This is a genomic window from Bradyrhizobium lablabi (assembly GCF_018129385.1).
Classification (GTDB): domain Bacteria; phylum Pseudomonadota; class Alphaproteobacteria; order Rhizobiales; family Xanthobacteraceae; genus Bradyrhizobium; species Bradyrhizobium lablabi_C.
In genome coordinates, this window is record NZ_JAFCLN010000003.1 from 355,941 (window position 1) to 379,061 (window position 23,121).

Annotated in this window: 27 protein-coding genes and 1 tRNA gene; 14 read left to right on the plus strand and 14 right to left on the minus strand. The window is 63.9% G+C overall.

Annotated features, from left to right (window positions below; genetic code table 11):
- Positions 1-6 precede the first annotated feature (6 nt).
- The gene (locus JQ628_RS08360; RefSeq protein WP_212221777.1) at positions 7-672 is read right to left on the minus strand and encodes a nucleotidyl transferase AbiEii/AbiGii toxin family protein; all 666 of its coding nucleotides are present in this window, start codon (positions 670-672) and stop codon (positions 7-9) included.
- Positions 656-958 (minus strand): hypothetical protein, encoded by a 303-nt coding sequence (locus JQ628_RS08365; protein ID WP_212221779.1) that lies wholly within the window; start codon positions 956-958, stop codon positions 656-658. Before JQ628_RS08365 ends, JQ628_RS08360 begins: the two co-directional genes overlap by 17 nt.
- Positions 959-1,111: 153 nt before the next feature.
- Here JQ628_RS08365 and JQ628_RS08370 point away from each other — a divergent pair, with 153 nt between their 5' ends.
- The 3 genes from JQ628_RS08370 to JQ628_RS08380 all read left to right on the plus strand — a co-directional run bounded on the left by JQ628_RS08370 (position 1,112) and on the right by JQ628_RS08380 (position 3,596).
- Complete coding sequence (locus tag JQ628_RS08370) at positions 1,112-2,440, plus strand: hypothetical protein (RefSeq protein ID WP_212221781.1); 1,329 nt, start codon at positions 1,112-1,114, stop codon at positions 2,438-2,440.
- An 8-nt stretch (positions 2,441-2,448) separates the two neighbouring features.
- A complete protein-coding gene (locus tag JQ628_RS08375; RefSeq protein ID WP_249127614.1) occupies positions 2,449-3,300 on the plus strand; it encodes a hypothetical protein in 852 nt (283 codons plus the stop codon).
- Between the two features lie 89 nt (positions 3,301-3,389).
- Positions 3,390-3,596 carry a hypothetical protein gene (locus tag JQ628_RS08380; RefSeq protein ID WP_212221783.1) on the plus strand — a complete coding sequence of 69 codons (207 nt, stop codon included), beginning with the start codon at positions 3,390-3,392 and terminating at the stop codon, positions 3,594-3,596.
- Between the two features lie 62 nt (positions 3,597-3,658).
- Here the strand turns inward: JQ628_RS08380 and JQ628_RS08385 are convergent, their stop codons facing one another.
- The 3 genes from JQ628_RS08385 to JQ628_RS08395 all read right to left on the minus strand — a co-directional run bounded on the left by JQ628_RS08385 (position 3,659) and on the right by JQ628_RS08395 (position 5,448).
- Positions 3,659-4,324 (minus strand): DsbA family protein, encoded by a 666-nt coding sequence (locus JQ628_RS08385; RefSeq protein ID WP_212221785.1) that lies wholly within the window; start codon positions 4,322-4,324, stop codon positions 3,659-3,661.
- A gap of 207 nt (positions 4,325-4,531) precedes the next feature.
- Positions 4,532-5,011, minus strand: a complete 480-nt coding sequence (locus JQ628_RS08390; RefSeq protein WP_212221788.1) for a PaaI family thioesterase — start codon at positions 5,009-5,011, stop codon at positions 4,532-4,534.
- 5 nt (positions 5,012-5,016) lie between these two features.
- A complete protein-coding gene (locus JQ628_RS08395) occupies positions 5,017-5,448 on the minus strand; it encodes an acyl-CoA thioesterase (protein WP_212221790.1) in 432 nt (143 codons plus the stop codon).
- Positions 5,449-5,542: 94 nt separating this feature from the next.
- Here JQ628_RS08395 and JQ628_RS08400 point away from each other — a divergent pair, with 94 nt between their 5' ends.
- Entirely contained in the window at positions 5,543-6,103 is a 561-nt protein-coding gene (locus JQ628_RS08400) for a TetR/AcrR family transcriptional regulator (protein ID WP_212221792.1), read from the plus strand.
- 44 nt (positions 6,104-6,147) lie between these two features.
- Here JQ628_RS08400 and JQ628_RS08405 read toward each other — a convergent pair whose 3' ends face one another.
- Entirely contained in the window at positions 6,148-6,648 is a 501-nt protein-coding gene (locus JQ628_RS08405; RefSeq protein WP_212221794.1) for a hypothetical protein, read from the minus strand.
- 349 nt (positions 6,649-6,997) lie between these two features.
- Here JQ628_RS08405 and JQ628_RS08410 point away from each other — a divergent pair, with 349 nt between their 5' ends.
- Positions 6,998-8,077, plus strand: coding sequence for an AbrB family transcriptional regulator (locus JQ628_RS08410; protein ID WP_212222230.1), 1,080 nt, complete (start codon positions 6,998-7,000; stop codon positions 8,075-8,077).
- On the opposite strand, the gene JQ628_RS08415 is transcribed toward JQ628_RS08410, so the two are convergent.
- A complete protein-coding gene (locus tag JQ628_RS08415) occupies positions 8,074-8,556 on the minus strand; it encodes a disulfide bond formation protein B (protein WP_249127683.1) in 483 nt (160 codons plus the stop codon). The genes JQ628_RS08410 and JQ628_RS08415 overlap by 4 nt on opposite strands.
- Positions 8,557-8,770: 214 nt before the next feature.
- Here JQ628_RS08415 and JQ628_RS08420 point away from each other — a divergent pair.
- Positions 8,771-8,855, plus strand: a tRNA-Leu gene (locus tag JQ628_RS08420).
- Positions 8,856-9,424: 569 nt separating this feature from the next.
- On the opposite strand, the gene JQ628_RS08425 is transcribed toward JQ628_RS08420, so the two are convergent.
- Both JQ628_RS08425 and JQ628_RS08430 read right to left on the minus strand, forming a co-directional pair.
- Entirely contained in the window at positions 9,425-9,733 is a 309-nt protein-coding gene (locus JQ628_RS08425) for an EthD family reductase (RefSeq protein ID WP_212221798.1), read from the minus strand.
- A gap of 2 nt (positions 9,734-9,735) precedes the next feature.
- Positions 9,736-10,221, minus strand: coding sequence for an OsmC family protein (locus JQ628_RS08430; RefSeq protein ID WP_212221800.1), 486 nt, complete (start codon positions 10,219-10,221; stop codon positions 9,736-9,738).
- Between the two features lie 163 nt (positions 10,222-10,384).
- On the opposite strand from JQ628_RS08430, the gene JQ628_RS08435 reads away from it, so the two are divergent.
- The 6 genes from JQ628_RS08435 (at position 10,385) to JQ628_RS08460 (ending at position 15,329) form a co-directional block, all read left to right on the plus strand.
- Entirely contained in the window at positions 10,385-10,750 is a 366-nt protein-coding gene (locus JQ628_RS08435) for a winged helix-turn-helix transcriptional regulator (RefSeq protein ID WP_212221802.1), read from the plus strand.
- A gap of 67 nt (positions 10,751-10,817) precedes the next feature.
- On the plus strand, positions 10,818-11,597 hold the full coding sequence (locus JQ628_RS08440) for a 2-keto-4-pentenoate hydratase (protein ID WP_212221804.1): 780 nt from the start codon (positions 10,818-10,820) through the stop codon (positions 11,595-11,597).
- Positions 11,598-11,706: 109 nt separating this feature from the next.
- Complete coding sequence (locus JQ628_RS08445) at positions 11,707-12,705, plus strand: aldo/keto reductase (protein WP_212221806.1); 999 nt, start codon at positions 11,707-11,709, stop codon at positions 12,703-12,705.
- 149 nt (positions 12,706-12,854) lie between these two features.
- On the plus strand, positions 12,855-14,267 hold the full coding sequence (locus JQ628_RS08450) for a UDP-N-acetylmuramate--L-alanine ligase (RefSeq protein WP_212221808.1): 1,413 nt from the start codon (positions 12,855-12,857) through the stop codon (positions 14,265-14,267).
- A gap of 9 nt (positions 14,268-14,276) precedes the next feature.
- The gene (locus JQ628_RS08455; RefSeq protein ID WP_212221810.1) at positions 14,277-14,798 is read left to right on the plus strand and encodes a hypothetical protein; all 522 of its coding nucleotides are present in this window, start codon (positions 14,277-14,279) and stop codon (positions 14,796-14,798) included.
- A 321-nt stretch (positions 14,799-15,119) separates the two neighbouring features.
- On the plus strand, positions 15,120-15,329 hold the full coding sequence (locus tag JQ628_RS08460) for a hypothetical protein (protein WP_212221812.1): 210 nt from the start codon (positions 15,120-15,122) through the stop codon (positions 15,327-15,329).
- Positions 15,330-15,405: 76 nt separating this feature from the next.
- Here JQ628_RS08460 and JQ628_RS08465 read toward each other — a convergent pair whose 3' ends face one another.
- The 4 genes from JQ628_RS08465 to JQ628_RS08480 form a co-directional block, all read right to left on the minus strand.
- On the minus strand, positions 15,406-16,269 hold the full coding sequence (locus tag JQ628_RS08465; protein ID WP_212221814.1) for a carbohydrate ABC transporter permease: 864 nt from the start codon (positions 16,267-16,269) through the stop codon (positions 15,406-15,408).
- On the minus strand, positions 16,269-17,195 hold the full coding sequence (locus tag JQ628_RS08470; protein ID WP_212221816.1) for a carbohydrate ABC transporter permease: 927 nt from the start codon (positions 17,193-17,195) through the stop codon (positions 16,269-16,271). The genes JQ628_RS08465 and JQ628_RS08470 overlap by 1 nt, the downstream gene beginning before the upstream one ends.
- A 381-nt stretch (positions 17,196-17,576) precedes the next feature.
- Positions 17,577-18,881 (minus strand): ABC transporter substrate-binding protein, encoded by a 1,305-nt coding sequence (locus JQ628_RS08475; RefSeq protein ID WP_212221818.1) that lies wholly within the window; start codon positions 18,879-18,881, stop codon positions 17,577-17,579.
- Positions 18,882-19,146: 265 nt separating this feature from the next.
- Complete coding sequence (locus tag JQ628_RS08480; protein WP_212221820.1) at positions 19,147-19,830, minus strand: hypothetical protein; 684 nt, start codon at positions 19,828-19,830, stop codon at positions 19,147-19,149.
- 201 nt (positions 19,831-20,031) lie between these two features.
- Between JQ628_RS08480 and JQ628_RS08485 the strand changes: the two genes are divergently transcribed.
- Positions 20,032-20,709, plus strand: coding sequence for a response regulator transcription factor (locus JQ628_RS08485; RefSeq protein ID WP_212221822.1), 678 nt, complete (start codon positions 20,032-20,034; stop codon positions 20,707-20,709).
- Complete coding sequence (locus JQ628_RS08490) at positions 20,706-22,622, plus strand: ATP-binding protein (RefSeq protein WP_212221824.1); 1,917 nt, start codon at positions 20,706-20,708, stop codon at positions 22,620-22,622. Before JQ628_RS08485 ends, JQ628_RS08490 begins: the two co-directional genes overlap by 4 nt.
- Here JQ628_RS08490 and JQ628_RS08495 read toward each other — a convergent pair.
- On the minus strand, positions 22,619-22,897 hold the full coding sequence (locus tag JQ628_RS08495; RefSeq protein WP_212221826.1) for a hypothetical protein: 279 nt from the start codon (positions 22,895-22,897) through the stop codon (positions 22,619-22,621). The genes JQ628_RS08490 and JQ628_RS08495 overlap by 4 nt on opposite strands.
- Positions 22,898-23,121: the final 224 nt, after the last annotated feature.

Sequence of the window (23,121 nt, forward strand, 5' to 3'; positions counted from 1 at the left end):
TATCGGTCACCCGCCTGCAACAAGACCGGTCCGCAGATGGACATCCGGCAGTTTTCCAATCTGATCTCTGGCCTTTAGCAAGACCTGGCGGTCATCGGCCCCCAGTGTCGGCAGATCTCCGTCCCTGAAGAATCCAATGGCGCGCAACACCTGAGCCGGTTCACCATGAAACATCTGACGGAAGGCGCTCAGTCCTACCGGCAATGACACACCCGCGGCAATCAGTTGCGCGATGTCCCGATAGTCCTTTGCTTCTGCGCGGTCGAGCGTTGCCTTCAATTTGGTTGCCAACAAATCCTCGCGAGATGCGACGAGCAAAACACCGTCATTGGTACAAAGCGGATCGTTCACCCGTCCAAAGCTCATTCCGCCAAAGAACGATACCTTCACTGGGCCGGATGGCATCTCGGCGAGCACGACCAGAGTTTCCGGCATGTCCTGCAAGATCGTGGCGTCCTGCATAAAGTTGAAATCCCTTCGCAGGCTCTCCTTGTCCAGCGGACTCGACTTGAAGAAATCGAAGTCAACCGATACCCGGTGTCCCAGGTAAAGCGCGACCGCAGTACCGCCGTAGAGCACCAAACCTGATTCCACGGCAGGTGCCAGGCTTGGCCAGATTTCTCTCTGCGCAACCGGCATGGCCTCAAATCTCGGCTCAAGGCGTTGCGTCATGAAATACCCTGCGGGGCGGATCGGCCGGAACTGCTGCGCCGGTTCTAAAATGCAATCGGCCTCGCCAGAAATCCCACGAGCGATCGTCGATCCAACCGGGCTCGGCCCGACGCATGACTTCGACCAGTCGAGGCCAGCCGACCGTCTGCTCAAGCAACAGGATGTCGTCATAGGTCGCAAGACTCATGGCCTGCGCGATAATGCGATCCTCAGAAAATGGCCGTCCATCGATCGGCGTCCACCAAAGGTATTTCCGCCGAAACTTCGCGAGTACGTCTGCCGACATGTCATTTCCCATCATCGGCCACGATAGCAAAAACGATCCCGTGAGGCCACGGTCGCCGACATATTGTCGTCAGAATTTATTCTCATATCTGAATGACTTACACCAACGTGGGGGCGTTGACCGGGGCGGTTCGTACCGCAACAGGAACACCAGATGTCCCCGATCACAGGCGCGGCCCCGAATGCGCCCGCTTCTCCCGCCTCCAACTCGCTCCTGCTCTCCAAAAATGTCGGCCGGCTCGAGGTCACGCTAAAGCTCACCACCGCGATCCTCGCGCTGGCGGCCGGCGTCTACACCTATCTCGGCGTGCGCGAACTGCTCAACGGCAGTCCGACCATGGTGTTCTTTGCCGCCGTGATCTATTCCGTTGCGGTCTCGGTCGGCATCTACGCCTTCTGGGTGTTTCTGATGCAGTTGATGCCGCATGTGGTCGAGCGCACCGGCCGCGCGCTGATGGTCGGCTGCATGCTGCTGGGCTCGCTGATGATCGTGGCGATGTCGTCCTGGCTCAACGCCTCGGCGCTGGCCGGAGCCGCCGCGATCCAGCAGCATCTTGCGATCACCGTGCAGAACTATACCCGCGACCTCGACCAGGCGAACACCAATGCGATCGCCGCGCAAGGGCTGCTGCCCGACATCCAGCTCGCCTCCGCGCGCTTTTCCAAACTGGCCGATGCCGAGCGCGCCGGCTCGCTCACGGGTACCGCGGGCTCGGGCACCGTCGTGCAGCTTCTGACGCAGATGTCGGGCCAACTCGACAGCCTCGGCCAGGAGGTGCAGGCCTCGGGAAAGCGCGTCTCGGCGCTGTATGAACAGGGCGGCAAGAGTCTCGCAAAGATGCGCGAGCTCATCTCCGACCGCGGGCCGATCGCGGCGCGCAGCGATGCATTCGCGACGGAATCGCTGGCGCTAATGGGCGTGATCGCCAATCTACAGCAGACCTCGGTGGCGCCGGCCGTGAAACGGGCGGCGACGTCGCTCTCCTCGGGCTTCATTGCGCCCGCCGCCGGCGGCCGCACAGCCGATCTCGCCGACCGGCAGACCGCAGTCGTCGGCAAGGTGGAAAGCTCGATTGCGACGCAAGCGGCTTCGCTTGCCGACGCCGCTGACAAGATCCTGGCGATGCCGAAGGTTGAGCCCGCCCGTTTCCAGACGCTGTCACCGGCCGAAGCCGTGCTGCGCTATGCCGGCGACTTCATTCCGAGCTGGGCCGGCGCGATCTCGATCGACCTGATGCCGGCCGTGCTGGTGCTGATCCTCTGCGTCGTGCATGCCGCGATTCGCCGCGAGGGCCTTCCGGCAATGAGCGCGTCCGAGATGACCGCGGGGCAATTGGTAGCCGCCATGCAGATGGCACGCGAGGTTGCGAACGCGCAGCGACCCGTACCTGCTGAGATCAAACCCGATGCCGATCGCACCGGCGAGCCTCCGGCGTTGGACGAGAACGTCACCACGCTGCCGGCGGCGCGTCACACCAAGTAGCGACAATCATGTCGAGCATTTCGCAACGCTTTCACGCCTGGCTCGCCGACAATCCGGACGAAGCCGTGTTGCGCTGGCTGTTTCGCAGCATCGTCGCGGTGACGGTTGCCGTGCTCGCGCTCGATCTGGCGGACCAGAACGGCTGGATGACAAGTCCCGACGTCGCGGCATCGCCCGCCGAGACCGGACCGGCAACGCCTTCGCTCGATCTTCCATCCATCCTGCCCTCGATTCTGGCGCCGCTGCTTCCGGGCGGCGACCGGCGCACGACGCCGTTGCCGCAGCCGGAAGGCGTGCTGGCGAAACCAATGACGTTCGAACTGGTCGGCGGCGGCAAGCTGATGGCGAGCGGGACCATCACGCCCGGCATATCCAGGGATTTCGCGGCCGAGGTCGGCAAGCGCGGCGACTACATCAAGACGATCGTGCTGAATTCGCCCGGTGGTTCGGTCGCCGATGCCATCGCGATCGGCCGGCTGATCCGGGAGAAGAGGTTCTCGACCGAAGTCGAGCCCGGCAAATACTGCGCTTCCTCCTGTCCGCTGGTGTTTGCCGGCGGCGTCGAGCGCCGGGCCGGCGACAAAGCCACGATCGGCGTGCATCAAGTCGCCGCACTCCGCTCCGCAGCGAACGGCCCGCCCCGCGACGAGATGGGCATCGCGCAAAATATCTCGGCAAGCTGTCAGCGCTATCTGCGCGAGATGGGGATCGATCTCGAAGTCTGGGTGCATGCAATGGAAACACCGCATGACCGGCTGTTCATCTTCAAGCCGGACGAATTGAAATCGCTGAATTTGGTGACGGCGGCGCCAGTTGCAACGCCTGCGCCGTTGCCTGTTACGACCAAAGGACGCACGTGAAATTCATCGGCGTTCCTGCGTTAACAGCGACGACGCGGAACCAAACTGCCGGCCCTTACGTTGTCCGGCCATCATCGGAGGCATGGACCATGCAGACGTTTATCGGAATGATCCTGGGCATTCTGCTGCTAGTGGGCGGCGTCTACATCTACGATTCGATCCAGACGTCGAGCGCCACCAGCGGCCAGGCGGCGCAGTCCAATCGCACGATCGTGAATTGGGATGTCGCGGCGGCGGAGTGGAAGACGCTGAAGAACCGCGCGCACGAGGATTGGGTCAAGATTTCGTCAAAATAGTCTCGATTGCGAGATCGCATGATGAGGCGCCATCGCTTTCGCGGTGGCGCCTTTTTTGGCGACTACTTTTTCGCCAGCGCCTTGCGGGCGTCGGCAATGACCAGTTCGAACTCTGACATGGTCAGAACGCCGGGGACGCGGAATTTGCCGACGATGAAGGACGGCGTGCCGCGGAATTCGAAGGCTTCCGCCTGATCGGCGTTGCGCTTGAGGATGGCGTCGATCTCCTTCCCCTTCGCCGTGAGATCGCTGGCCAGGCGATCCATGTTGACGCCGGCGCCAGCGAGCAGTTCGCGGACGCGCGGCTCGGTCAGGCGGGAGCTGACGCCGATCAGCGCCTCATGCGCCTGGACGAACTTGTCCTGGTATTTGGCGGCCAATGCCATGCGCGCCGCGATCTTCGAGACTTCGCCGAGGATCGGCCAGTCCTTCAGCACGAGGCGCACCTTGCCGTCGTCCTGCACCACCTGACGGATTTCAGGCGCGACCTTGCGGCAGTACGGGCAATTGTAATCGTAATATTCGACGATGGAGATGTCGCCGTCGGGATTTCCGATCACGGGAATATCGGGATCGCGAAGCACCAGCGCTTCGGTCAGCACCTTCTCATGGTCGTCGTGGGCGAATGCCGGACCGGACGCGGCACCAAGCAGGCCTGCTCCGAGCAGCCCGAGCGCCTCGCGGCGGGTGAGCGAGGGGTGTACGGGCACTTCTATTGATTTTTTCATATCTGCTGGTCTCGTTGGGACCGCGGTGGCCCGATCTGTTGTAGCGCAGGAGTCTACGCTTAAGACACGGATAAGTTACGCGCCAGCATATACAGCGCTACCGCAATAATGACGATGGCAAGGCAATATTGAGGGCGCCGCGACAGGTCGCGCGGATCGCCGGCCGGCCAGTCCCCGGCCGACGGCGCCCGCGGCGAGCAGCGCGGGTCAGTTGGTTGTTGCCAGGACCCTGCCTTGCGATTTTGCTGGATGGCGCGGCTGCAACGCCATCAGCGTGCCTGTCATGGTCGCCACCAGATGCTCGGCGCCGCCGCGCTCGGCATAGGCGCGGGCGTCGCAGATCGTCAGCGTACGGCCCGCCTTGACGACGGCGGCGCGGAAGTAGAACCGCTCGCCGCTGGCAGGCGCCAGCAGATTGGTTTTGAACTCGACGGTGAGGATGTCAGAGCCGGCCGGCATCAGCGTGAAGGCAGCGATGCCGCAGGCGGTGTCGAGGCCTGCGGTAATGACGCCGGCATGGATAAAGCCGTTCTGCTGGGTGAGGTCGGACGAATAGCCCATCGCGAGATCGACCTCACCGGCATCGAGACGCGCGATGGAGATGCCGAGGGTGCGCATCGCCACTTGCCGGCCGAACGTGTCGGCCGCCACGCGGCGAAAGTCCGGGTTTTTCGGTTCGAAGCGCATCTGCTTCAGACTGCCTCTGGTTCTGGAACGACGACATGCTGCGCCGCGATGTTGCGGATCGATTCCTCGAATGGCGCTGACTTGCGGATTTTTCGATCCATATGCACGCCGGTAAGCTCGCACGTCGCGGCGATCTCGCCGGTTTCGACGTTGCGCATCTCGTGCAGGAAGCGGATCGATTTTTCGCGGATCCCGAGCAGCCTGCTCCTGATCTCGACGATATCGCCGGCCAGCAGCTCGCGCCTGTAGGCGATATTTTGCTGCACGGCGGCCATGCCGCGCCCTGAGCTGCGGAGATAGCTGGGGGTCAACCCGAACCGGGCGATGAAATTCCAGGTGGCCTCGTCGAATTTGCCGACATACCACATGACGTTCATGTGGCCGACATGGTCGCATTGCCACGGATAGACCGTGCCGCGATAGGTCGCCTCCTCCATCGAAACGCTCCCGCCTCCGATTTTTGATACGGTAGCGTATCACCGGCCTGCCGGGGTAGCAATACGGCACCGTATCACGATCGGGAGAGCGTCATTGACAGCCGGCAGCAAGGACGACGTCTGGATCGGGGCGGGGTTTGCGGAGCTTGCCCGCTCCGGGGTCGAGGGGGTGCGGGTCGAGGTGCTGGCCAAAAACCTTGGCGTCACCAAGGGCGGCTTCTATCGACGCTTTCGCGACCGCGCGGCGCTGCTCGAGGCCATGCTGCAAAACTGGAGCACCGGGCGCATCGCGGCGATCGAGGCGCAGACCAGCCTTGACGGGGTGAGCGCACGCGAGCGGCTGAAGGCGCTGATCCGGCTCTATTCCGAACGGATGAACACCGAAGGCATGGCGGTGGAGCTTGCGATCCGGCAATGGGCCCGCGCCGACGACAATGCCGCCGCCGCGGTCGCCAGCGTCGATGCGGCGCGGCTGAAGAATGTCGGCCAGCTCTATCGCGCGACCGGACTTCCTTCCGAGGACGCCGACGCGCAGGCGTTTCTGTTCTACAGCTTTATCTTCGGTCAAAGCCTGCTGTTTCCCGAACGGGGTCCGCGCAAGCGCGCGCAGCTGGTGGCGAAGTCGGCCGAAAAGCTGATCGACGACGGGGCATGAGACGCGGCCGGTATTGAGCGGCCGCGCCTCAAGCGCAAGGCCGCTTATGCCGCGCCCTTCAGCTTCTTGTTGCATTCGCTGTAGTAGCCGCCGCCCTTCTGGATCCACTTCAGGCCGCCATTGGCGTTGGTGGTCTTGTTGGCATTGTACTGGTCGACGCAGGTGTGCATGCGCGCCTTGCTTTCGCTCTCCTTGGAATATTTCGGGTCGACCGCGTTCGGGAAGACCGCAGGTCCCGCCGGAGCGGCCGGCGCGGCAGCCTCCTTCTGCTTGGCTTCCTTGGCCTTGGTTTCCTTGGGCTTGGCTTCCGCAGCCTTCGGTTCAGTGGGCGCGGCCGGTGCCGCCGCGGCGGGTGTTGCGTCGGCGCCGCACTGGGCCTTGCGGAAGTCATTCCATTTCTGGCCGCCCAGCGTGCCGTCCTTCTTGGCCGCCTGGTACTTGGCGCTGCATTCCTGCGCGGTGAGCGCCTGCGCCGGCGAAATGGCGATGGAAGCGGCGAACGCCGTCACGGCGGCGGCACACAATAATTTCGCGTGGTTATTCATCCCTGAGTCTCCCTACGGGGGCATTGCTGAACGGGCGCATCCTAACGCAACCGCAAGGTGCGACAACGCGGCCTCCCAATGACGTGATGAAAATATTCTGTTTTCGGGCACCCATTCTGTTCATATGCCGTTCATAAAGGCTGTAGTTGCGGGAACGTTCTCTGAACATTTTCACTATCGTACGGATATATGCGATATATTCCGTATATTGTTCGACTTTCTCCGTATATCGTACGGCACACATCGAAACACAGATCGGTCCTTCAACCGCATCGGGAAATGCGCATTGCCCCATGGCAGGGGCGCATTTGTCGCCTGTTCGCGGATTTGCCATAAGGCCCGCGTGAACATGATCCCGACATCGCTGGCCCAACATCTTCCGAGCCGCAGCGAAACGCTGCGCGTGGCGGAGACGATTGCGATCGGCACCGCCGGCGGCCTGCTGTTCCTGTGGGCCAACCTGCCGGGCGGGCTGATTTCGGGCGCGATGATCGCGGTCGGCGGCGCCGCGCTCTGCGGCCGGCAACTGCTGCTGCCGCCGGTCATGACGCAGACCGTGCTGCTGCTGCTCGGGATCTCGCTGGGATCGCTGGTGTCGCGGCAATTGATCCAGCATGTGAGCGAATATCCGCTGACCATCGGCCTGCTGGCGCTCGCCACCTTCTGCTCGACCTTCGGCAGCAGCCTTTATCTTCAGCGCTTTCACGGCTGGGACCAGACCTCCGCGCTGCTCGCCGGCAGCCCCGGCGCGCTGTCGCAGATCACGGTGCTTGCGGCCGAGAAAGGTGCCGATGTTGCCGGCATTGCCGTCGTACAGACCATTCGGGTGATCATCCTGACCGCGGCGTTGCCGCTGGTGCTGGTCGTCGCGGGGGTGGCGCCCTCGGCGCCGACGATCCTGTCGGCGGAGGTCGCCTCTCCCATCGGCCTCGCTGCGCTGATCGCGGCCTCGATCGCGGTGGCGCTGCTGCTGCGGCTGGCAAAATTTCCGGCGAGCTGGATGTTCGGCGCGATGCTCGCCTCCAGCCTACTGCACGGCGCCGGCCTCGTCGAAGGCGGCCTGCCGAGCTGGATGCGCAACGTGGCGCTGGTCGGCATCGGCGCGCTGATCGGCTCGCGCTTTGCGCGGATGCGGCTGAAGACGCTGCGCGCCCATGTCAATGCCGGGCTCGGCTCGTTTGCGGTGGCGATCGCGGTGTCCTCGGTCTTCGTCGCCGTGCTGGTGCTGATGACGAATGTGCGCTTCTCCGACATCGTGGTGGCGTTTGCCCCGGGCGCGATGGACGCCATGCTGGCGCTGGCGCTGACCCTGCACATCGACCCGATCTTCGTCGGCGCGCATCACCTCTCGCGCTTCGTATTCGTCTCGATCGCCACCCCGGGTATCGTCCATCTGTTCGGACGGCCGCAGGACGATGTGGACGACTAGGCTCGCTTCGCCGACGCCACAAAGCCCCACAGCGAGATCGCGGCCATGGCGAGCGAGATCAGCACATTGTAGCCGGCGAGCGACAGGCCGAGGAAACGCCACTGCACCTCGTCGCAGCGGATCACCTTCACCGTATCGAGCTGCTGTAGCAGATTGCCGGCCTTGCTGAGATCGAGGACCGGGCCGGAGCAATCGGTCGGACCCTGCCAGAACTTCCATTCGACGCCGGCGTGGTAGCCGCCGAGATAGGCGTTGGCGAGCGCGGCGATCAGCAGGATCGCAAACGCCGCCATCAGGAGGTGCCGCGGCGCGTGGCGCGCGGCGGCAAAGGCCGTCAGCGCGCCGAGCGGGACGGCGAGGTAATAGGCGTAGCGCTGCTCGAGGCAGAGCGGACAGGGGCGGATGTCCAGCACGAGCTGGAAGAACCAGGCGCCGGCCAGCGTCGCCGCCGCGACCAGCGTGATCGCGAGCGCGGCCATCAGCGCGGAATTGGAGGCGATGCCCTGCTGTGACGGATTGGCGGCGGCAAGTGTCACATTGATCTCCTCGGCCTTGACCGACTTTGTGGTATCGCGCCGGCACTTTTCTGTCGAGGCGCGCCACATTCACATCCGCGCGGGTTGACCGGAACAGGCCGCCAGCTATATTCCGCCGGCTTCGCGACAGTCGGCCCCAAAGGTCCGTGTCCTGAAGGCCCCTGTGGCGGAACTGGTAGACGCGCTCGACTCAAAATCGAGTTCCGCAAGGAGTGCTGGTTCGATTCCGGCCAGGGGCACCACGCTACGCCCGGCGGGCTTCGCGTGGCGCGGCCAAGTTTTCCGCATACGCTTTGCGAGCTTCGGCGTGACAGGTTCGCTTTCCAGTTCAATCTTCAATGCAACCACCGTCATCATTCCGGGACGCGCCACTTGGCGCGGGCCCGGAATCCATACGCCGTAGCGGTTGTTGTTTGGGCAGGATGGTTAACGGCTTTCTTTGAAACAACGGCGGCCTGTGGTTATGGATTCCGGGCTCGCGCCAAAGAGGGCGCGCCCCGGAATGACGAGCGGAAGCGTTCTCGCGACGCATTTTCGCCCGAGGTATTGCGATCTCGTGTCCCTCTACGAGAGAGGGCGCAGGGAATGCCGGGTGCGCGCTGCACCCGCGGTCTCGTGTGCGTTGCTTGCGCAACAAAAAGGTGCACACGAGCATACAGGTGAGCGGAGAACACTCCGACATCCCCTGCGCTGTTATAATTCTGATTTGCCGAAACTGACAAGAGGAATATTTTTGATTTCGGGGCTTGACATTGATTCTGAAAATCAGAAGTGATTTGCCCGACAGACCGACCGCGGCCAGGCAGCCGGTTCAATCGGTGGCGCAGATCAGATAGGTCGGCGTTCCGCCGGTTGAGACCTTTTCGGATGAAGCCCGCCCTTCGCGCGCCCGATCCGAGGTCACATACGCCCTGAGTGCATCCATGCTCTCGAACTTGATCTCGGCCACGCGATAGATGTCCTGCGGCGCGCCGGCGACGTTGCGAACGCGGTGGGTGGTCAACACGGCGCCAGCGCCGACGAGACGGCGCATCAGCGGCATGTGGCTTGCGAAATACGCGCGTTCGAAGGCCTTCGCATCGAGCGGCGGCGGATAGAGAACGATCAGCCTCGCGGCCAAGGTCAGGAGCCTTGCGGGACAGCGACCTCGACGACGGGTTCGTGAAGAACAGGAAAATTCACCGATCGCGTGACGAAGCAGTTGGCATGCGCCGTCTCGTGCAGTTGCTCGGCCTTTTGCCTGTCCGACCCCGGGGCCAGCAGGACGCGCGGGTGCAACGTGACCTGGACGAACTGGCCCGCTCCGTCGACCGCTTCCTCGACCATGATTCCTTCGGCTTCATCCTCATAGGCGAGCACGACGATACCCTCTGCCGCGCAAAGGCCCATGTACCAGAGCTTGTGGCAGGAGGAAAGCGAGGCGACCAGCAGATCCTCCGGATTCCAGCGCGCCGCGTCGCCGCGAAACACCGGATCGGAAGATCCGGCAATCACCGGTTTTCCGGGCGCGCTGATTTCATAGGAGCGGACATGGTTGCGGAAGGATTTTGTCTTGGCTGCACCAGTCCAGACGAGGTGCGTGCTGTAATGATGCCGGCGATCTGTCATCTGCCTGCTCCCGCTTCGATGCTGACGCTATTGGTTGCTATCAATTTTATAGCATTGTCCAAAAGATGCAAGCGGCATCGATTCGGACGGAGTGCGGCGCGCGTTCGGTAAGCCAGAATCAAGACTGTCGATCGGCAACGAAAAGCAGGGTAGGTTTCGCGTCATGAGTTCATCAAAAAAGCCTCGCCACCGCGTGCCGAAGGTCGGGACGCCAGTCCGCGGCTCGAAGACGGGACGCCCCATCATGGTGGCGCTCGACCTGCTCGGGCGGCGCACGGCCTTGCGCATTCTTTGGGAGCTGCGCGACGGGCCGCTGACTTTTCGCGCGCTTCAGGAGGCCTGCGAAACCACGCCGGGGCTGCTCAATACGCGCCTGAAGGAGCTGCGCGCCACCGATATCGTCACGCATGCCGACGGCGGCTATTGCCTGACGGCGCAGGGGCGCAAGCTGCGCACGGCCCTCAATCCGCTCAGCGCCTGGGCGCAGGCGTGGGCCGACGAGGGCGCCGGCAAGCGGGCACAGGATTGAGTGTGGCGGCCCCTCGCCGCTATTGTCCGCTCCGGACCGACAAGAACAATCAGGGGAGAGAAAGCCCATGGAAGATATCGCGGCCCGGCGCGCGGCCGAAACGCTGCTTGCCGAACACAAGGCCAACATCCGGTTCAGGACGCTTGCGCCGCCCGACGGTCCCGCCACGATTGCCGACGCCTACGATATCCAGGAGCGGTTTGTTCCGCTGCTGCGGGGCGAGCACGGTGAGGTGGCCGGCTACAAGGTCGGGCTGACGTCGGCGACGATGCAAAAGTTTTGCGGGATCGACCATCCGATCGGCGGCGTCGTGCTGGCGCGCCGCGTGCACCAATCGGGCGCCACCGTGCGGCGCGCGGATTACGGGCGGCTCGGCCTCGAATTCGAGATTGCCGTTCGCATCAAGTCGGACGTGCCGGTCGGGCCCTGCACCGCCGAGACGATCGCGCCGCATATCGACGGCGTCTGCGCGGCGATCGAACTCGTCGACGACCGCAGCGCCGATTACGGCAATCTCGATGTCCGCTCGCTGGTGGCGGACAATTCCTGGAACGCCGGCATCGTGCTGTCGGAATTTTCCACGAAATGGCCAGACCTCGAGGCTGTGCTCGGGCGCGCCACCAAGGACGGCGCCGCGATCGGCGAAGGCTATGGGCGCGATATCCTCGGCCATCCCTTCAATTCGGCGGCGTGGCTTGCGACGCAGCTCGCTTCGCGCGGCGAAGGCCTGAAGGCGGGCCAGGTGGTGATGACGGGAAGCGTGATGAAGACGGTGTTTCCGGAAGACGAAGGACGCTACCGGTTCGAGCTTGCGGGGCTAGGATTGGTTGAGGTGCAGGTGCGATAGCATCGTAGGGTGGGTTAGCGAAGCGTAACCCACCGCTTTCGCGCGAGGAGAATGGTGGGTTACGCCTTCGGCTAACCCACCCTACGGGTCGGCAGCCGGAGAGACAGCAATGCAATTTCGAACGTTTGGCCGCACGGGGCTAAAGGTCTCCGTGCTTGGCTTTGGCTGCGGCGCCGTCGGCGGGCTGATGGTGCGCGGCGATCCCGCCGACCAGGAACGCGTGGTCGCGCGCGCGATCGACGCCGGCGTGAACTATTTCGATACGGCGGTGCTTTATGGCGACGGCGAATCGGAAAAGAATCTCGGCCGCGTCCTCCAGAAGCTGAAGCCGGCCAATGCCATCGTCGGCACCAAGGTGCGCCTCGCCGCCGGCGATCCCGGCCGCACGGCGGACGCGATTGCGGCTTCGCTCGAAGGCAGCCTCGCGCGCCTTCGTCTTGATCGCGTGGACATCTTCCACCTGCACAATCCGATCACCGTGACGGGAGGCGGATCGTCGTTGAGCGTGCGGCAGGTGATGGACGACGTGGTGCCGGCGTTCGAGCGGCTGCGCGCGCAGGGGAAAATCCGTTTCCTCGGGATCACGGCGCTGGGCGATACCGCGGCGCTGCTTCAGGTGATCGACGCCGGCGTCTTCGACAGCGCGCAGGTGGTCTACAACATGCTCAACCCTTCCGCGGGCGAACAATTGCCGAAAGATTATCCGGCGCAGGATTACGGTCGCTTGTTCGATCACACCAAGGCGGCCGGAATCGGCGTAGTGGGCATTCGCGTGCTGGCAGGCGGGGCCTTGTCCGGTTCGGCCGAGCGCCACCCGATTGCGAGCCCGGCGCCCGAGCCGCTCGGCTCGGCCATGAGCTATGACGGCGATATCGATCGCGCGCGCCGCCTGATGCCGCTGGTGACGGAGGGCTTTGCCGGCAGCCTGACCGAGGCCGCGACGCGGTTTGCGATCTCGCATCCGGCGATGGACACCATTTTGGTCGGCATGGCAACGCCACAGCAGTTCGAGGACGCGCTGGCGGCGGTGGAGAAAGGTCCGTTGCCGCAAGCTGCGCTCGATCGGCTGGCCGTACTGCAACGCGAATTTTCCGGCGAATCGCGATAGAAGCCGCAGCGTGTAGGGTGGGTTAGCCAACGGGTCGCGCGAATGCGCGCCCGATGACAGGCTCCGCGTAACCCACCGCTTTTGTGGCGAAGAGGATGGTGGGTTACGCTTCGCTAACCCACCCTACGGACTGATCGATTGGATAGAGCGTGAATTATTCGAAAGCGCATTTCATCGGCATCGCCGGCAAAGGCATGAGCGCAACCGCGCTGCTGCTGCGGCAGATGGGCGTGCGGATCACCGGCTCAGATGAAGGATTCTATCCGCCGGTCAGCGACTATTTGAAGAACGAGAAGATCGCGTTCGCCTCGGGTTACCGGACGGAGAATATTCCAGATGATGCCGACGTCATCGTGATCGGCAAGAACGCAAAGCTCGTACCTGAAAGCAACGAGGAAGTCCGCGCCGCGATGGAGAGCGGCAAGCCGGTGCGCTCTTTCGCCGATCTGCTGCACGAGATGAGCCTTGGCGCCGAGACGATCGTCGCGGCCGGCAGCTACGGCAAATCGACCTGCACCGCCCTGCTCGCCTGGTGCCTCAAGAGCGCGGGCAAGGAGCCCAGCTATTTCATCGGCGAGATCACCAACGGTTTTGACACGCACGCCCGGCGCGGCAAGGGCAACACGTTCGTGCTTGAAGGCGACGAATACCCGGCATCGAACTGGGACGACCGCTCAAAGTTCCTGCTCTACAACGCCAGGAACGTGCTGCTGACCTCGGCAACCCACGACCACATCAACGTGTTTCCGACGCACGCGGATTATCTCGCGCCGTTCCGCACCCTGCTCGGCTCGCTGCCATCGGACGGGCTGCTGGTCGTCAGCGCCGAGCCGCACGCCCGCGCCCTCGCCGCCGGTCTTGCGTGTCCCATCGTCTGTTATGGGCTGAACGACAAGGCGAACTGGCATGCCGAAAATATCGTGCGCGGCGCCGAGACCGGTTTTGACCTAATGCGCGGCAGCGAGAAGATCGTGCGCCTGTCGACCACGCAGCTCGGCGACCACAACATCGACAACATCGTCGGTGTGGCCGCGATGCTGCTGGAGAAGAAGCTGCTGACGCCCGAGGAATTGCACGCCGGCATGCGCACCTTCCAGGGTGTCAAGCGCCGCATGGAATTGCTGTCGCCGCGATCGAAGGTGCCGGTCTACGAAGGCTTTGGCTCGTCCTACGAGAAGGCACGCAGCGCGATCGAAGCCACAAAGCTGCATTTTCCGAACAAGCGGCTGATCGTCGTGTTCGAGCCGCACACCTTCACCTGGCGCAACCGCGCGGCGATTGCGGCGTATGACGATGTGTTCGCGGGAGCGGAAAAGATATTCATTTTCGAGCCGGCGTCCCAAGGCGCGGGCACCCATGCCCAGTTGACCCAGGACGAGATTGTCGCGCGAACGAGGGCGGCGAACTACGATGCCGAGGCGATCAATGAACCAGACGAGGCGTTGCAACGACTGAGCGATGTCCTGCGCGCGGATGATGTCGTCCTGTTGCTGACCTCGGGCGAACTTGGCGGACTGATACGGCGAATTCCGGAATTGGTTGAAACGAAATACCCGCACTAAGGGGCCCTCATGCGAATCCGGCGCTTGCTTCTCATCCCGGCGCTGCTGATCGCGGCGGCTGTATCGGCCCACGCGTTCGAGGCCGACGGTTGCGAGAAGCAGCGCAAACTGTTTCCCGCCGACTGGAACGATACGTCAAAGGAGAAGACGCTGTTCGCCTGCGAGTCGCAGCAGACCCGCTTCTACGTCAAGACCGGCGCGACTGACGGGGCCGGCCGGACGCTGATGAGCCTTGTGCCGTTCTCGCGCAGCGAGGCCAATGCAAGGGTGGAGACCGGGCAGGATGTGTTGCGCATCTGGCTCGACAAGGAGCAGACCCGGCGGCTGCGCGAGGGGAGATATTTTGCGACGCTCGTCCGCAAGGAAGGATCGTGCTGGATCCGCGGCAGCATCGAGGAAGATCTCATCTTCCTGATGGACAACGCGCATCCGCCCGCGGACGATCCGGACAAGGCCGGCTCGTTCTACAACAAGGCACCGCGGTTCAGCGTGCTGGGCCGCGACACCACGAATTGCGAGCGGCTCAAGTAGCGTTTGCCCAACGGTCCCACGCTAAGCGCGGCCGATGACAGGCTCCGGCATAAACCTTGAGCAAAGATGGTGGGTTACGCTTCGCTAACCCACCCTACGATCCCTGCCCCAGTCACGCGCTTTTTATAACTCCGTTACCGCCACAGCGCTTCAAATTTGACGCTGAAATCCCACATCAGTAGGAAATGATGATCGTCATCTGATCATCCTCCCCCCGAGATCTGGAGCTGACATGGGCGAGGTTATTCAATTTGTCCCAAAGTCTGAACGTGAGCGAATCCGGCTGATCCGGGAAGCCCGCGCGATCTACGACCGCCTGTCGTGATCAAGATCATTGCCGTGCTTTGCAGTCTCTCGTCTCCGGCCAACTGTCACGAGCAGACGGTAACAACCTCGGACTTCGCCAACGTATCTATACAGTCCTGCCTGGTTGGTGCGCCGCAGCTCGCCGAGTGGATGAAGCAGCATCCGGCCGAACGGCTTGCGGGATGGCGCTGCGTTATCGGCAAGCAGGATGGCGGGAAAGCTTAGGCGCGGAAGGACCGTAGAGCGGGCTAGCTGAAGGCGTAAGCCGCCGCGGACAAGATGGTGGCCCACCCAACGATCCCTACCCCTTCACCGCGCCCGCGGTGAGCCCGTGGATCAAATGCCGCTGCAAAAACGCGAACAGCACTGCCACCGGGACGGTACTCAAGATCACCCCCGCCGATAACTGCCCCCACTGCACCTCGTACTGGCCGACCATGTAAAGCAGGCCGGCGGAGAGCGTGCGCATGTTGGTCTCCGTGGTGAAGGAAATCGCGAACAAGAGTTCGCTCCAGGAGACGACGAAGGCGAAGATGGCGGTCGCGGCGATGCCGGGGGCGGCGAGCGGCAGCACGATGCGGCAGAGCGCGCCGAAATGGTTGCAGCCGTCGATCATCGCGCTTTCCTCGAGGTCGCGCGGGATCGAGGTGAAATAGCCGACCATCATCCAGACCGTGAACGGCACGGTGAAGGAGAAGTTGGAGTAGATCAGCGCCTGGTAGCTGTCGATCAGACCAAGCGCGCGCCACTGGGTCAGCAGCGGCGCGATCAGCAGCACGCTCGGAAACATTTGCGTCGCGAGGAAGATCAGCAGCAGCGCGTCGCGGCCGGCGAATTTGAAGCGGGCGATGGCGTAGCCGGCGAGCACGGAGACGATGGTGGTGGCGACCATCGTCACCGAACAGACCCAGAGGCTGTTGAGAAAGAAGCGCGAGAACGGCGTGACCGGCGAGGTCCAGGCCTCGACATAGTTCTCGAAGGTGGGATGGCGCGGCAGATATTGCAGCGGCGTGGCGTAGAGTTCGGTGCGGTCCTTCAGCGAAGTCAGCAGCATCCAGATAAACGGGCCCAGCGCGAAGGCGGTGAGCAGGATCAGGCCGATCCAGATCACGGGGCCGGCGAGCAGGCGCTCGGCGAGATCCCTGGGGACGTGACGGCGCGCCATTATTCTTCCTCCACGCCCTTGGTCACCCGCAGGTACAGCGCGGTGAAGACCAGCATCACCACGAGCAGCACCACCGACAGCGCGCCGGCATAGCCGAAGTCGAGCGTGGAATAGGCCTGCACCAGCGTGTAGGTCGAGGTGATCTGGGTGGCGTTGGCGGGGCCGCCGCCGGTCATGACAAAGATCAGGTCGGCATAGTTGAAGGTCCAGATGATGCGGGTGGCGGTGGAGACCACGATGATCGGCCGCAGCATCGGCAGCGTGATGTGCCAGAAGCGCGAGAACACGCCGGCGCCGTCGACGTGGGCGGCTTCATAGAGTTCGTCCGGCACCGATTGCAGGCCGGCGAGCAGCATGATCGCGAAGAACGGGATGCCGCGCCAGATGTTGGTGAAGATGACCGCGCCCATCGCGGTATCCGGCGAGGACAGCCAGGCGATGCGCTCGCTCATCAGGCCGGTCCAGATCAGGAAGTCGTTGATGAAGCCGTAATTCGGCTGGTAGAGCCACTGCCAGATCAGCCCCACCACCACGCCCGGAATGATCCAGGGCAATAGCGTCAGCGTGCGCACCAGCGCGCGGCCGGGAAAGGCCTGATGCAGCAGCAGCGCGGCGGCAAAGCCGAAGATGAATTGCAGGAAGACCGAGCCGAACACCCAGACCACCGAATTCCACAGCGAGTGCCAGAAGACGGGATCCTCGATCAGGCGGAGATAATTGCCCAGCCCGATGAAGCGATAGTCCTGCGGCTTGTAGAGCACATCGGCATAGAGGCTCATCTTGATGGCAAGGAAGATCGGCACCACCACGGTCGCCAGCATGCAGAGCGCGGCGGGGACGAGATAGAGATAGCCGATCATGCGCTTTCGCACGCGCCAGGAGATCAGGGGACGGGTGCGCGGGGTGGCGAGAGTTACGGAGGTCATGGAGGATTCCAGTGACATCGCGCGCTGTGCGACGCGACGGGATATAACGACAAGAACAACCGCGCACTGCGCGTTGTTGCGCCCTCTCCCCTTGTGGGAGAGGGCATGTACGCAGGCGGCGTCAAACTCACCTGGGTGAGGGGTCTGCCCGACGGTCGTATCCTGCCCGCGGAGAGAGACCCCTCATCCGGCAGCCTTCGGCTGCCACCTTCTCCCACAAGGGGAGAAGGGAAGGAGAAGCGCAGCGCTGCGGGCGAGCGTATCGTCATGCAGATTCCCAAGGCGGGCGACTTTGCTCCGTCATTCCGGGGCGCCTCGAAGAGGCGAACCCGGAATCTCGAGGTTCCGGGTTCGATGCTGCGCATCGCCCCGGAACGACGGTCAGGACATTTCCTTCTTCAGAATCTCCGCAAAGCGATCGAGGCAATCCTTGGCGGAAATCTTGCCCAGCATCGCCTGCTGGATCAGCGGCACGCCGTCGGAGTCGATCTTGCCGCCCCAGCCGGGATAGGCGAGGTACGGGCTGACGACGCCGATGTCGAAGGACTTGATGAAGCCCGTCAGCGAGGGATCATTGGCGAATTCCGGCTGCTTCAGGATCGACTGGCGCGCCGGCAACAGGCCAAGCGTGGAATTGTATTTCAGGCTCGGCTCTTCCTCGAGCATAAAGCTCATGAAGGCCCAGGCGCCGTCCTTGTTCCTGGCGGCCTTGAAGGTGGTGAGCGTCTCGGAGAACCAGAACGAGGCGCGCTTCTTGGCGGGGCCCACCGGCAGCGGCAGCGTGGCGAAATTGGCGATACCGACATTCTTCTTCTGCTGACCGCTGGAGCCGGAATTGTGCAGGTACATGCTGGTGACGCCGCGGCCGAAGGCTTCGACGATCTCGACGAAGCCGTCGGTGGCGATCGAGGGCGGCGTGACCTTGTGCTTGAGCGCGAGGTCGAGATACCAGGAGAAGGCGTCAATCGCCTCCTTCGAGTTGATCACGACCTTGCCGTCCTTCAGCACTTCGGCGCCGTTGGCATAGGCGAACTCGCTGGGATAGAGCATCGCCCAAGTGCCGCTGCCGCGCATGCCAAAACCGTATTGATTCTTGTCTGATTTGGTGAGGCTTTTGGCGATGGCGAGGAATTCGTCCCAGGTCCAGTCGGGCGTCGGCTCCTTGAGGCCGAGTTCCTTGACGCGGTCGGTGCGGTAATAGATGCCGTCGAGCGTGACGGCGAGCGGCAGCGAAATGATCTTGTCGTTGATGGTGACGGTCTGCCAGGCCGTCGGCGCGACATCGGCGTAATGTTTCCAGGCTTTGGCGCGCGCGGTGATATCTTCGACCGCGCCCATGCCGTTGAACTGGCCGATCCAGTTGTCCCAAGCCTGGCACAGATCCGGCGGATTGCCGCCGGTGATCGAGGAGATCAGCTTTTGCCGCGCCTGCGCCTGCGGCACATATTCGATCTGCACCGCAAAATCCTTTTGCGACTGGTTGAAGCGCTCGGCGAGCGAATTCATCAGCGCAATGCGCGTCGGCTCGGGAACGCTCCACTGGAAGCGCACCGGCTGGGCGCCCCACGCCTTGCGCGGGCCGATATAGGGCGCGTCCCACCAGGCGAGGTCAGCCGCGGCGATGACGCCTGCGCCGGCCAATGTGTGCAAGAGTTTTCGACGAGAAAGCGTAGTGCGCTCATCCATGGCAGACCCTCCCGCTTCATGTTTGAGCATGATCTTTCGGAAAACCGGTGCCCCCCGCATCAAGTGCGGGGCAGGCTTTTCCGAGATCATGCTATTGGCCTTGTTGCGGCCATTAGCGGGATGATGCCACAGCAACCGAAGCGGGAAAAGCAGTCAGGCGTGCAGCGCGATACGCTCGAGTCTCTTTTTATTTTCGACTGCCCACCAAAATGATCGCAATCATTTTTTTGTAGCGCGTCAGGCACTCACGCTGACGCGCTGGATACTAATCGTCGTCTCCGCCGAACAGCCGGATGCGCGGCATCTCGATCCGCTCGACCCTCGGCTCGGAGGCAAACAGCGGCCGCTGCTCGGTGTCTTCGCGCACCCTTCGCTCGACGTCGCGCAGATCGGCGTCATCGTCGCGCTGGCGCCATTTGCGCCGTTCGGCCCAATGCTGGCGGCGTTCGCGTTCGGCCTTGCGTTTTTCTTCGCGGCGGGGGTCGCGCTTCACGTCGGCGTCACGCGCCTTGGCGTAAGATTCCTGCGGTGCTGCTTTTTCTTCGCGCGCTGCGGGCTGTTCGGCGGCGGCAACGGGCTGTGCAGCGGGAGGATTGGCCGGCGGTGCGGCCGCCTGCTGCGGCACAGGCTGGGGCGGCGCTTGCTGCGGCTGAGCTTGTTGCGGCTGGGCTTGTTGCGGTTGTGCCGGCTGCGGTTGAGGTGGCGTCTCGGCGACGGCGGCGGAAACCTGCGGCGCGGGGAGATAAGGCACCGGTTCGGGCGCCGCCTTGTTGGTGGCGGGGATCGGCTCCGGCGACGCCCGCCGCTCCAGCCGCGAGACCTCGCTGCTGCCGTGCTTCTCGGGGTGCGGACTGACGATACTGAAGAACAGGTATCCGCCGCCGAGGCCCGCGGCGATCGCCGCGATCACGGTTCCGGCGCCTGCGAAATAGGCGGTTGAACTGCGCATATTGTCTCTCCCTCTCCCGCGGAAAACGTCGGGTAAGGGCCGATGTTCCGGCAGGAACTGTCGCGGCGATCACTCAAATGCGAGCCTCTATGGAGAGTGCGCCGCCGCTAACCACCCCCATGAATATGGCTGTCGCAATCGCTGTTCCCGGCGCTAGAATGCGCCGTGGCTGCGGGGACAGCGGCAGGAAGCACCCATCCGATGACTGTGTTGAGCGATGAGCGGGCCTCGCAGGCAATTTCCGTGTTGCTCGTCGAGGATGACGCGCCGACCTCGTGGCGGCTACAGGACGCGCTGACGAGTGCCGGCTTCCAGGTCACGGCCGCCGCGACGCTCGCCGAGGCGCGCGCCTGCCTTTCGCGCGGCGGTCCAAAAGTGCTGCTGACCGACCTGCAACTGCCCGACGGCCACGGCGTCGAGCTGATCCGCGAAACACGGCGGCGCTTTCCCGATACCGAAATCATGGTGATCTCGATCCTCGGCGATGAGGAGAGCGTGATCTCGGCCATCACCGTCGGCGCCACCGGCTATCTGCTCAAGGATGCGTTTCCGACCGACATCGCCACCACCGTGCACGATCTCGTCGCCGGGCATTCGCCGATCTCGGCCTCGATCGCGCGTTTCATCGTGCGCCGGACGCAGGCGACCGTCGAGCCGCCGCCGGGGCCGCAACTCAACACCGCAAAATTGACGCCGCGCGAGATCGATATCCTCTGGGGCATCGCCAAGGGTTTTAGCTACGCCGAGATCGCGGGCCATCTCGGCATGTCGCGCCAGACCGTGCCCGGCCACATCAAGAGCATCTACCGCAAGCTCGAAGTGCATACCCGCGGCGAAGCGGTGTTCGAGGCGCTACAGCAGGGCCTGATCAAACTGTGAGCGAGATGGCGGCGAAGATAGCGCTGCCGGCCCGGCACCGGCGATGGCCTTCCCGGCTCGTCCCCTATCTGCTGCTACAGGCGCTAATTGCCGGGCTGTGCGTACTGGCGTTGCCGCTGTCGCTGCCGGAGCCGCCGGCGCAATATCGCATCACCGACTTCAGGATGATCGAAGACGGCACCGAGCGCCTGGTGGCGCTGCCTCACTTCACCGCGCCGCGCTATGCCCCGGACGATTCACCGCGCTTTGCCGCACAATTCGTCCGGCCACATGCCGAAGCAGGCCGTGCGTGGTCGGTGTTCCTGCCGCGCTTCACCAATGGCGTGGAGGTGACGGTCAACGGGGTCATCGTCCACGACAGCCGGCGCGATCCCGCCGCCAACCGGCCCGACCGCAATACGCCGCAGATCGCGGACATCCCGGCGCCAATCCTGCGCGACGGCGTCAACGATCTGTCGATCCGCCTGTTCGTATGGGGCCCGATCCCGGGTTTTCTCGACCGCATCTGGGTCGGAGCGGACGAGGTGCTGCGGCCGTATTACGACCTGCGGACGCAGTTGTTCGTGACGCTGCCTGTCGTGTTCTCGGCATGGCAGGCGATCCTCACCGTCATCCTCGGCATCATGTGGGTGATGCGCCGGCACGAGCCGGCCTATGGCGTGCTGGCGGCGGCGATGGCGGTGGGATTTATCCAGGCCTTCACGCAGACGCCGATGGACGAGACCCCGCTTTCCCGGCTGAACGTCTTCCTGATTTCGTCGGCGCCGCTGGAATGCGCGCTGGTGCTGACGTTCACGCTGCTGCTGTCGGGGTTGAAGTGGCAACGCTGGTGGCTGGTGTTCTTCGCGCCCGCCATGCTGCTTGCGCTGGCAGGCTTGATCGGCAGCCAGGCGACGGCGCGCGCGCTGTATCCCGTGCTGGCCGTGCCGACGGTCGGCACATCGCTGCTGGTCATGGCCTTCGTCTCGGCGCGCTCGGCGGTACGGCGGCAGAATGTTGCAAGCTTCCTGCTCGGCTGCGCCGTGACAATCATGCTGACCTGCTGGATCGTCGACCTGCTCTCGGTGTTCCAGATCGTGCCCAACCGCATCTTCACCTCGCGGCTGTCCTATTCGGCCATGCTGGTGGCGATCGGCGCCGGTCTGACCTGGCGGTTCGCCCGCGCCCTCAACGAGGTCGACAGCTTTGCCGGCCAGTTGGTGACGCGGGTGCGCCAGGCCGAGGAGCGGCTGAAGGCGAGCTTTGCCCGCGAGGAAGAGCGCGCCCGCGCCGCCGCGCTCGCGCGGGAGCGCACGCGGCTGATGCGCGACCTGCATGATGGCCTCGGCGGCCAGCTCGTCAGCATCGTGGCGCTGAGCGAGCGCGCAGAGGCCGGCGGGCCGATCGGCGACGCCGCCCGCGCGGCGCTGCGGGATTTGCGCGTCGTGATCGATTCGATGGACGACATCGGCGGCGACCTGATGCTGGCGCTAGGATCGTGGCGCGAGCGAGCCGTGGCGCAACTGCGGCCGCATGACATCGCGCTCGATTTCCGGATCCTGACGCCGCAGGGCCTGCCGGTTCATCCCGAGTTGCGGCCGTGGCACGTGCTCCAGATCGTGCGTATCCTGGACGAAGCGCTCACCAATGCGGTCAAGCATTCCGGCGCGCGCCGCATCACGGTGAGCATCGAGACGATCGATGATGCCGGCCCGCAAGGCCGCATCACCATCCAGGACGACGGCAAGGGTTTTGAGCTGGTGGCCGGCGACGGGGGTTTCGCCAGCCACCAGGGCGGGCGCGGCCTGCGCAATATGCAGAGCCGCGCCGCGCGCTGCGGCGCGGAGCTGGTGCTGAACTCCGATGCCGCCGGCACGCAGGTGAGGCTGACATTGCCTCACCGCCTTCCCGACAGCGACGGCGCGGGAAGTTAGCGCCTTCCGACGCGGTTGACGGGGCCGCCGCGATTCATCGGCGTGCCGGGACGGACACCGACGCCGGGCGCACCGACGCCGACGGTGCCGACACCCACGGGCGTTGCGACGGCTGCTGCAACGGGCGTCGGCCGCGCCACGCAGCCCTTCGGCACGCCGACCGTCTTGCAATAGACCACCGCGGCCTGCGCCGAATTTGCGCCAAGCGAAACCGACGCGGCGGCGAGCGCCACCAGCGTCACGCTTGCACCCAGCCATCCTGCTTTCTTCGACATCTCGATCTCTCCCATTTGCCGTGCGGCCTTGCGGACAACCGACCGGTCGTCGCAGCCGACGCGGGAGCTTGATGGCGCAGGCGAGTGCGCCGAAACATGCCATGAAGATGGGGGATCGATGAAACCGCGCGCGATCGCACGCCATGAACATGGCATGGACCGAGGCCCCCGCCGCGACGATGGTCCGCCCGCTCGTTCGAACCCCATTGTCCCAACGTCAGAGG

Bases quoted from the DNA above. Each gene is read 5' to 3' on its own strand.
- JQ628_RS08360 (WP_212221777.1), bottom strand. From the start codon at position 672: ATGACGCAACGCCTTGAGCCGAGATTTGAGGCCATGCCGGTTGCGCAG.
- JQ628_RS08365 (WP_212221779.1), bottom strand. From the start codon at position 958: ATGTCGGCAGACGTACTCGCGAAGTTTCGGCGGAAATACCTTTGGTGG.
- JQ628_RS08370 (WP_212221781.1), top strand. From the start codon at position 1,112: ATGTCCCCGATCACAGGCGCGGCCCCGAATGCGCCCGCTTCTCCCGCC.
- JQ628_RS08375 (WP_249127614.1), top strand. From the start codon at position 2,449: ATGTCGAGCATTTCGCAACGCTTTCACGCCTGGCTCGCCGACAATCCG.
- JQ628_RS08380 (WP_212221783.1), top strand. From the start codon at position 3,390: ATGCAGACGTTTATCGGAATGATCCTGGGCATTCTGCTGCTAGTGGGC.
- JQ628_RS08385 (WP_212221785.1), bottom strand. From the start codon at position 4,324: ATGAAAAAATCAATAGAAGTGCCCGTACACCCCTCGCTCACCCGCCGC.
- JQ628_RS08390 (WP_212221788.1), bottom strand. From the start codon at position 5,011: ATGCGCTTCGAACCGAAAAACCCGGACTTTCGCCGCGTGGCGGCCGAC.
- JQ628_RS08395 (WP_212221790.1), bottom strand. From the start codon at position 5,448: ATGGAGGAGGCGACCTATCGCGGCACGGTCTATCCGTGGCAATGCGAC.
- JQ628_RS08405 (WP_212221794.1), bottom strand. From the start codon at position 6,648: ATGAATAACCACGCGAAATTATTGTGTGCCGCCGCCGTGACGGCGTTC.
- JQ628_RS08410 (WP_212222230.1), top strand. From the start codon at position 6,998: ATGATCCCGACATCGCTGGCCCAACATCTTCCGAGCCGCAGCGAAACG.
- JQ628_RS08415 (WP_249127683.1), bottom strand. From the start codon at position 8,556: ATGGCCGCGCTCGCGATCACGCTGGTCGCGGCGGCGACGCTGGCCGGC.
- JQ628_RS08430 (WP_212221800.1), bottom strand. From the start codon at position 10,221: ATGACAGATCGCCGGCATCATTACAGCACGCACCTCGTCTGGACTGGT.
- JQ628_RS08435 (WP_212221802.1), top strand. From the start codon at position 10,385: ATGAGTTCATCAAAAAAGCCTCGCCACCGCGTGCCGAAGGTCGGGACG.
- JQ628_RS08440 (WP_212221804.1), top strand. From the start codon at position 10,818: ATGGAAGATATCGCGGCCCGGCGCGCGGCCGAAACGCTGCTTGCCGAA.
- JQ628_RS08445 (WP_212221806.1), top strand. From the start codon at position 11,707: ATGCAATTTCGAACGTTTGGCCGCACGGGGCTAAAGGTCTCCGTGCTT.
- JQ628_RS08455 (WP_212221810.1), top strand. From the start codon at position 14,277: ATGCGAATCCGGCGCTTGCTTCTCATCCCGGCGCTGCTGATCGCGGCG.
- JQ628_RS08465 (WP_212221814.1), bottom strand. From the start codon at position 16,269: ATGGCGCGCCGTCACGTCCCCAGGGATCTCGCCGAGCGCCTGCTCGCC.
- JQ628_RS08470 (WP_212221816.1), bottom strand. From the start codon at position 17,195: ATGACCTCCGTAACTCTCGCCACCCCGCGCACCCGTCCCCTGATCTCC.
- JQ628_RS08475 (WP_212221818.1), bottom strand. From the start codon at position 18,881: ATGGATGAGCGCACTACGCTTTCTCGTCGAAAACTCTTGCACACATTG.
- JQ628_RS08480 (WP_212221820.1), bottom strand. From the start codon at position 19,830: ATGCGCAGTTCAACCGCCTATTTCGCAGGCGCCGGAACCGTGATCGCG.
- JQ628_RS08485 (WP_212221822.1), top strand. From the start codon at position 20,032: ATGACTGTGTTGAGCGATGAGCGGGCCTCGCAGGCAATTTCCGTGTTG.
- JQ628_RS08495 (WP_212221826.1), bottom strand. From the start codon at position 22,897: ATGTCGAAGAAAGCAGGATGGCTGGGTGCAAGCGTGACGCTGGTGGCG.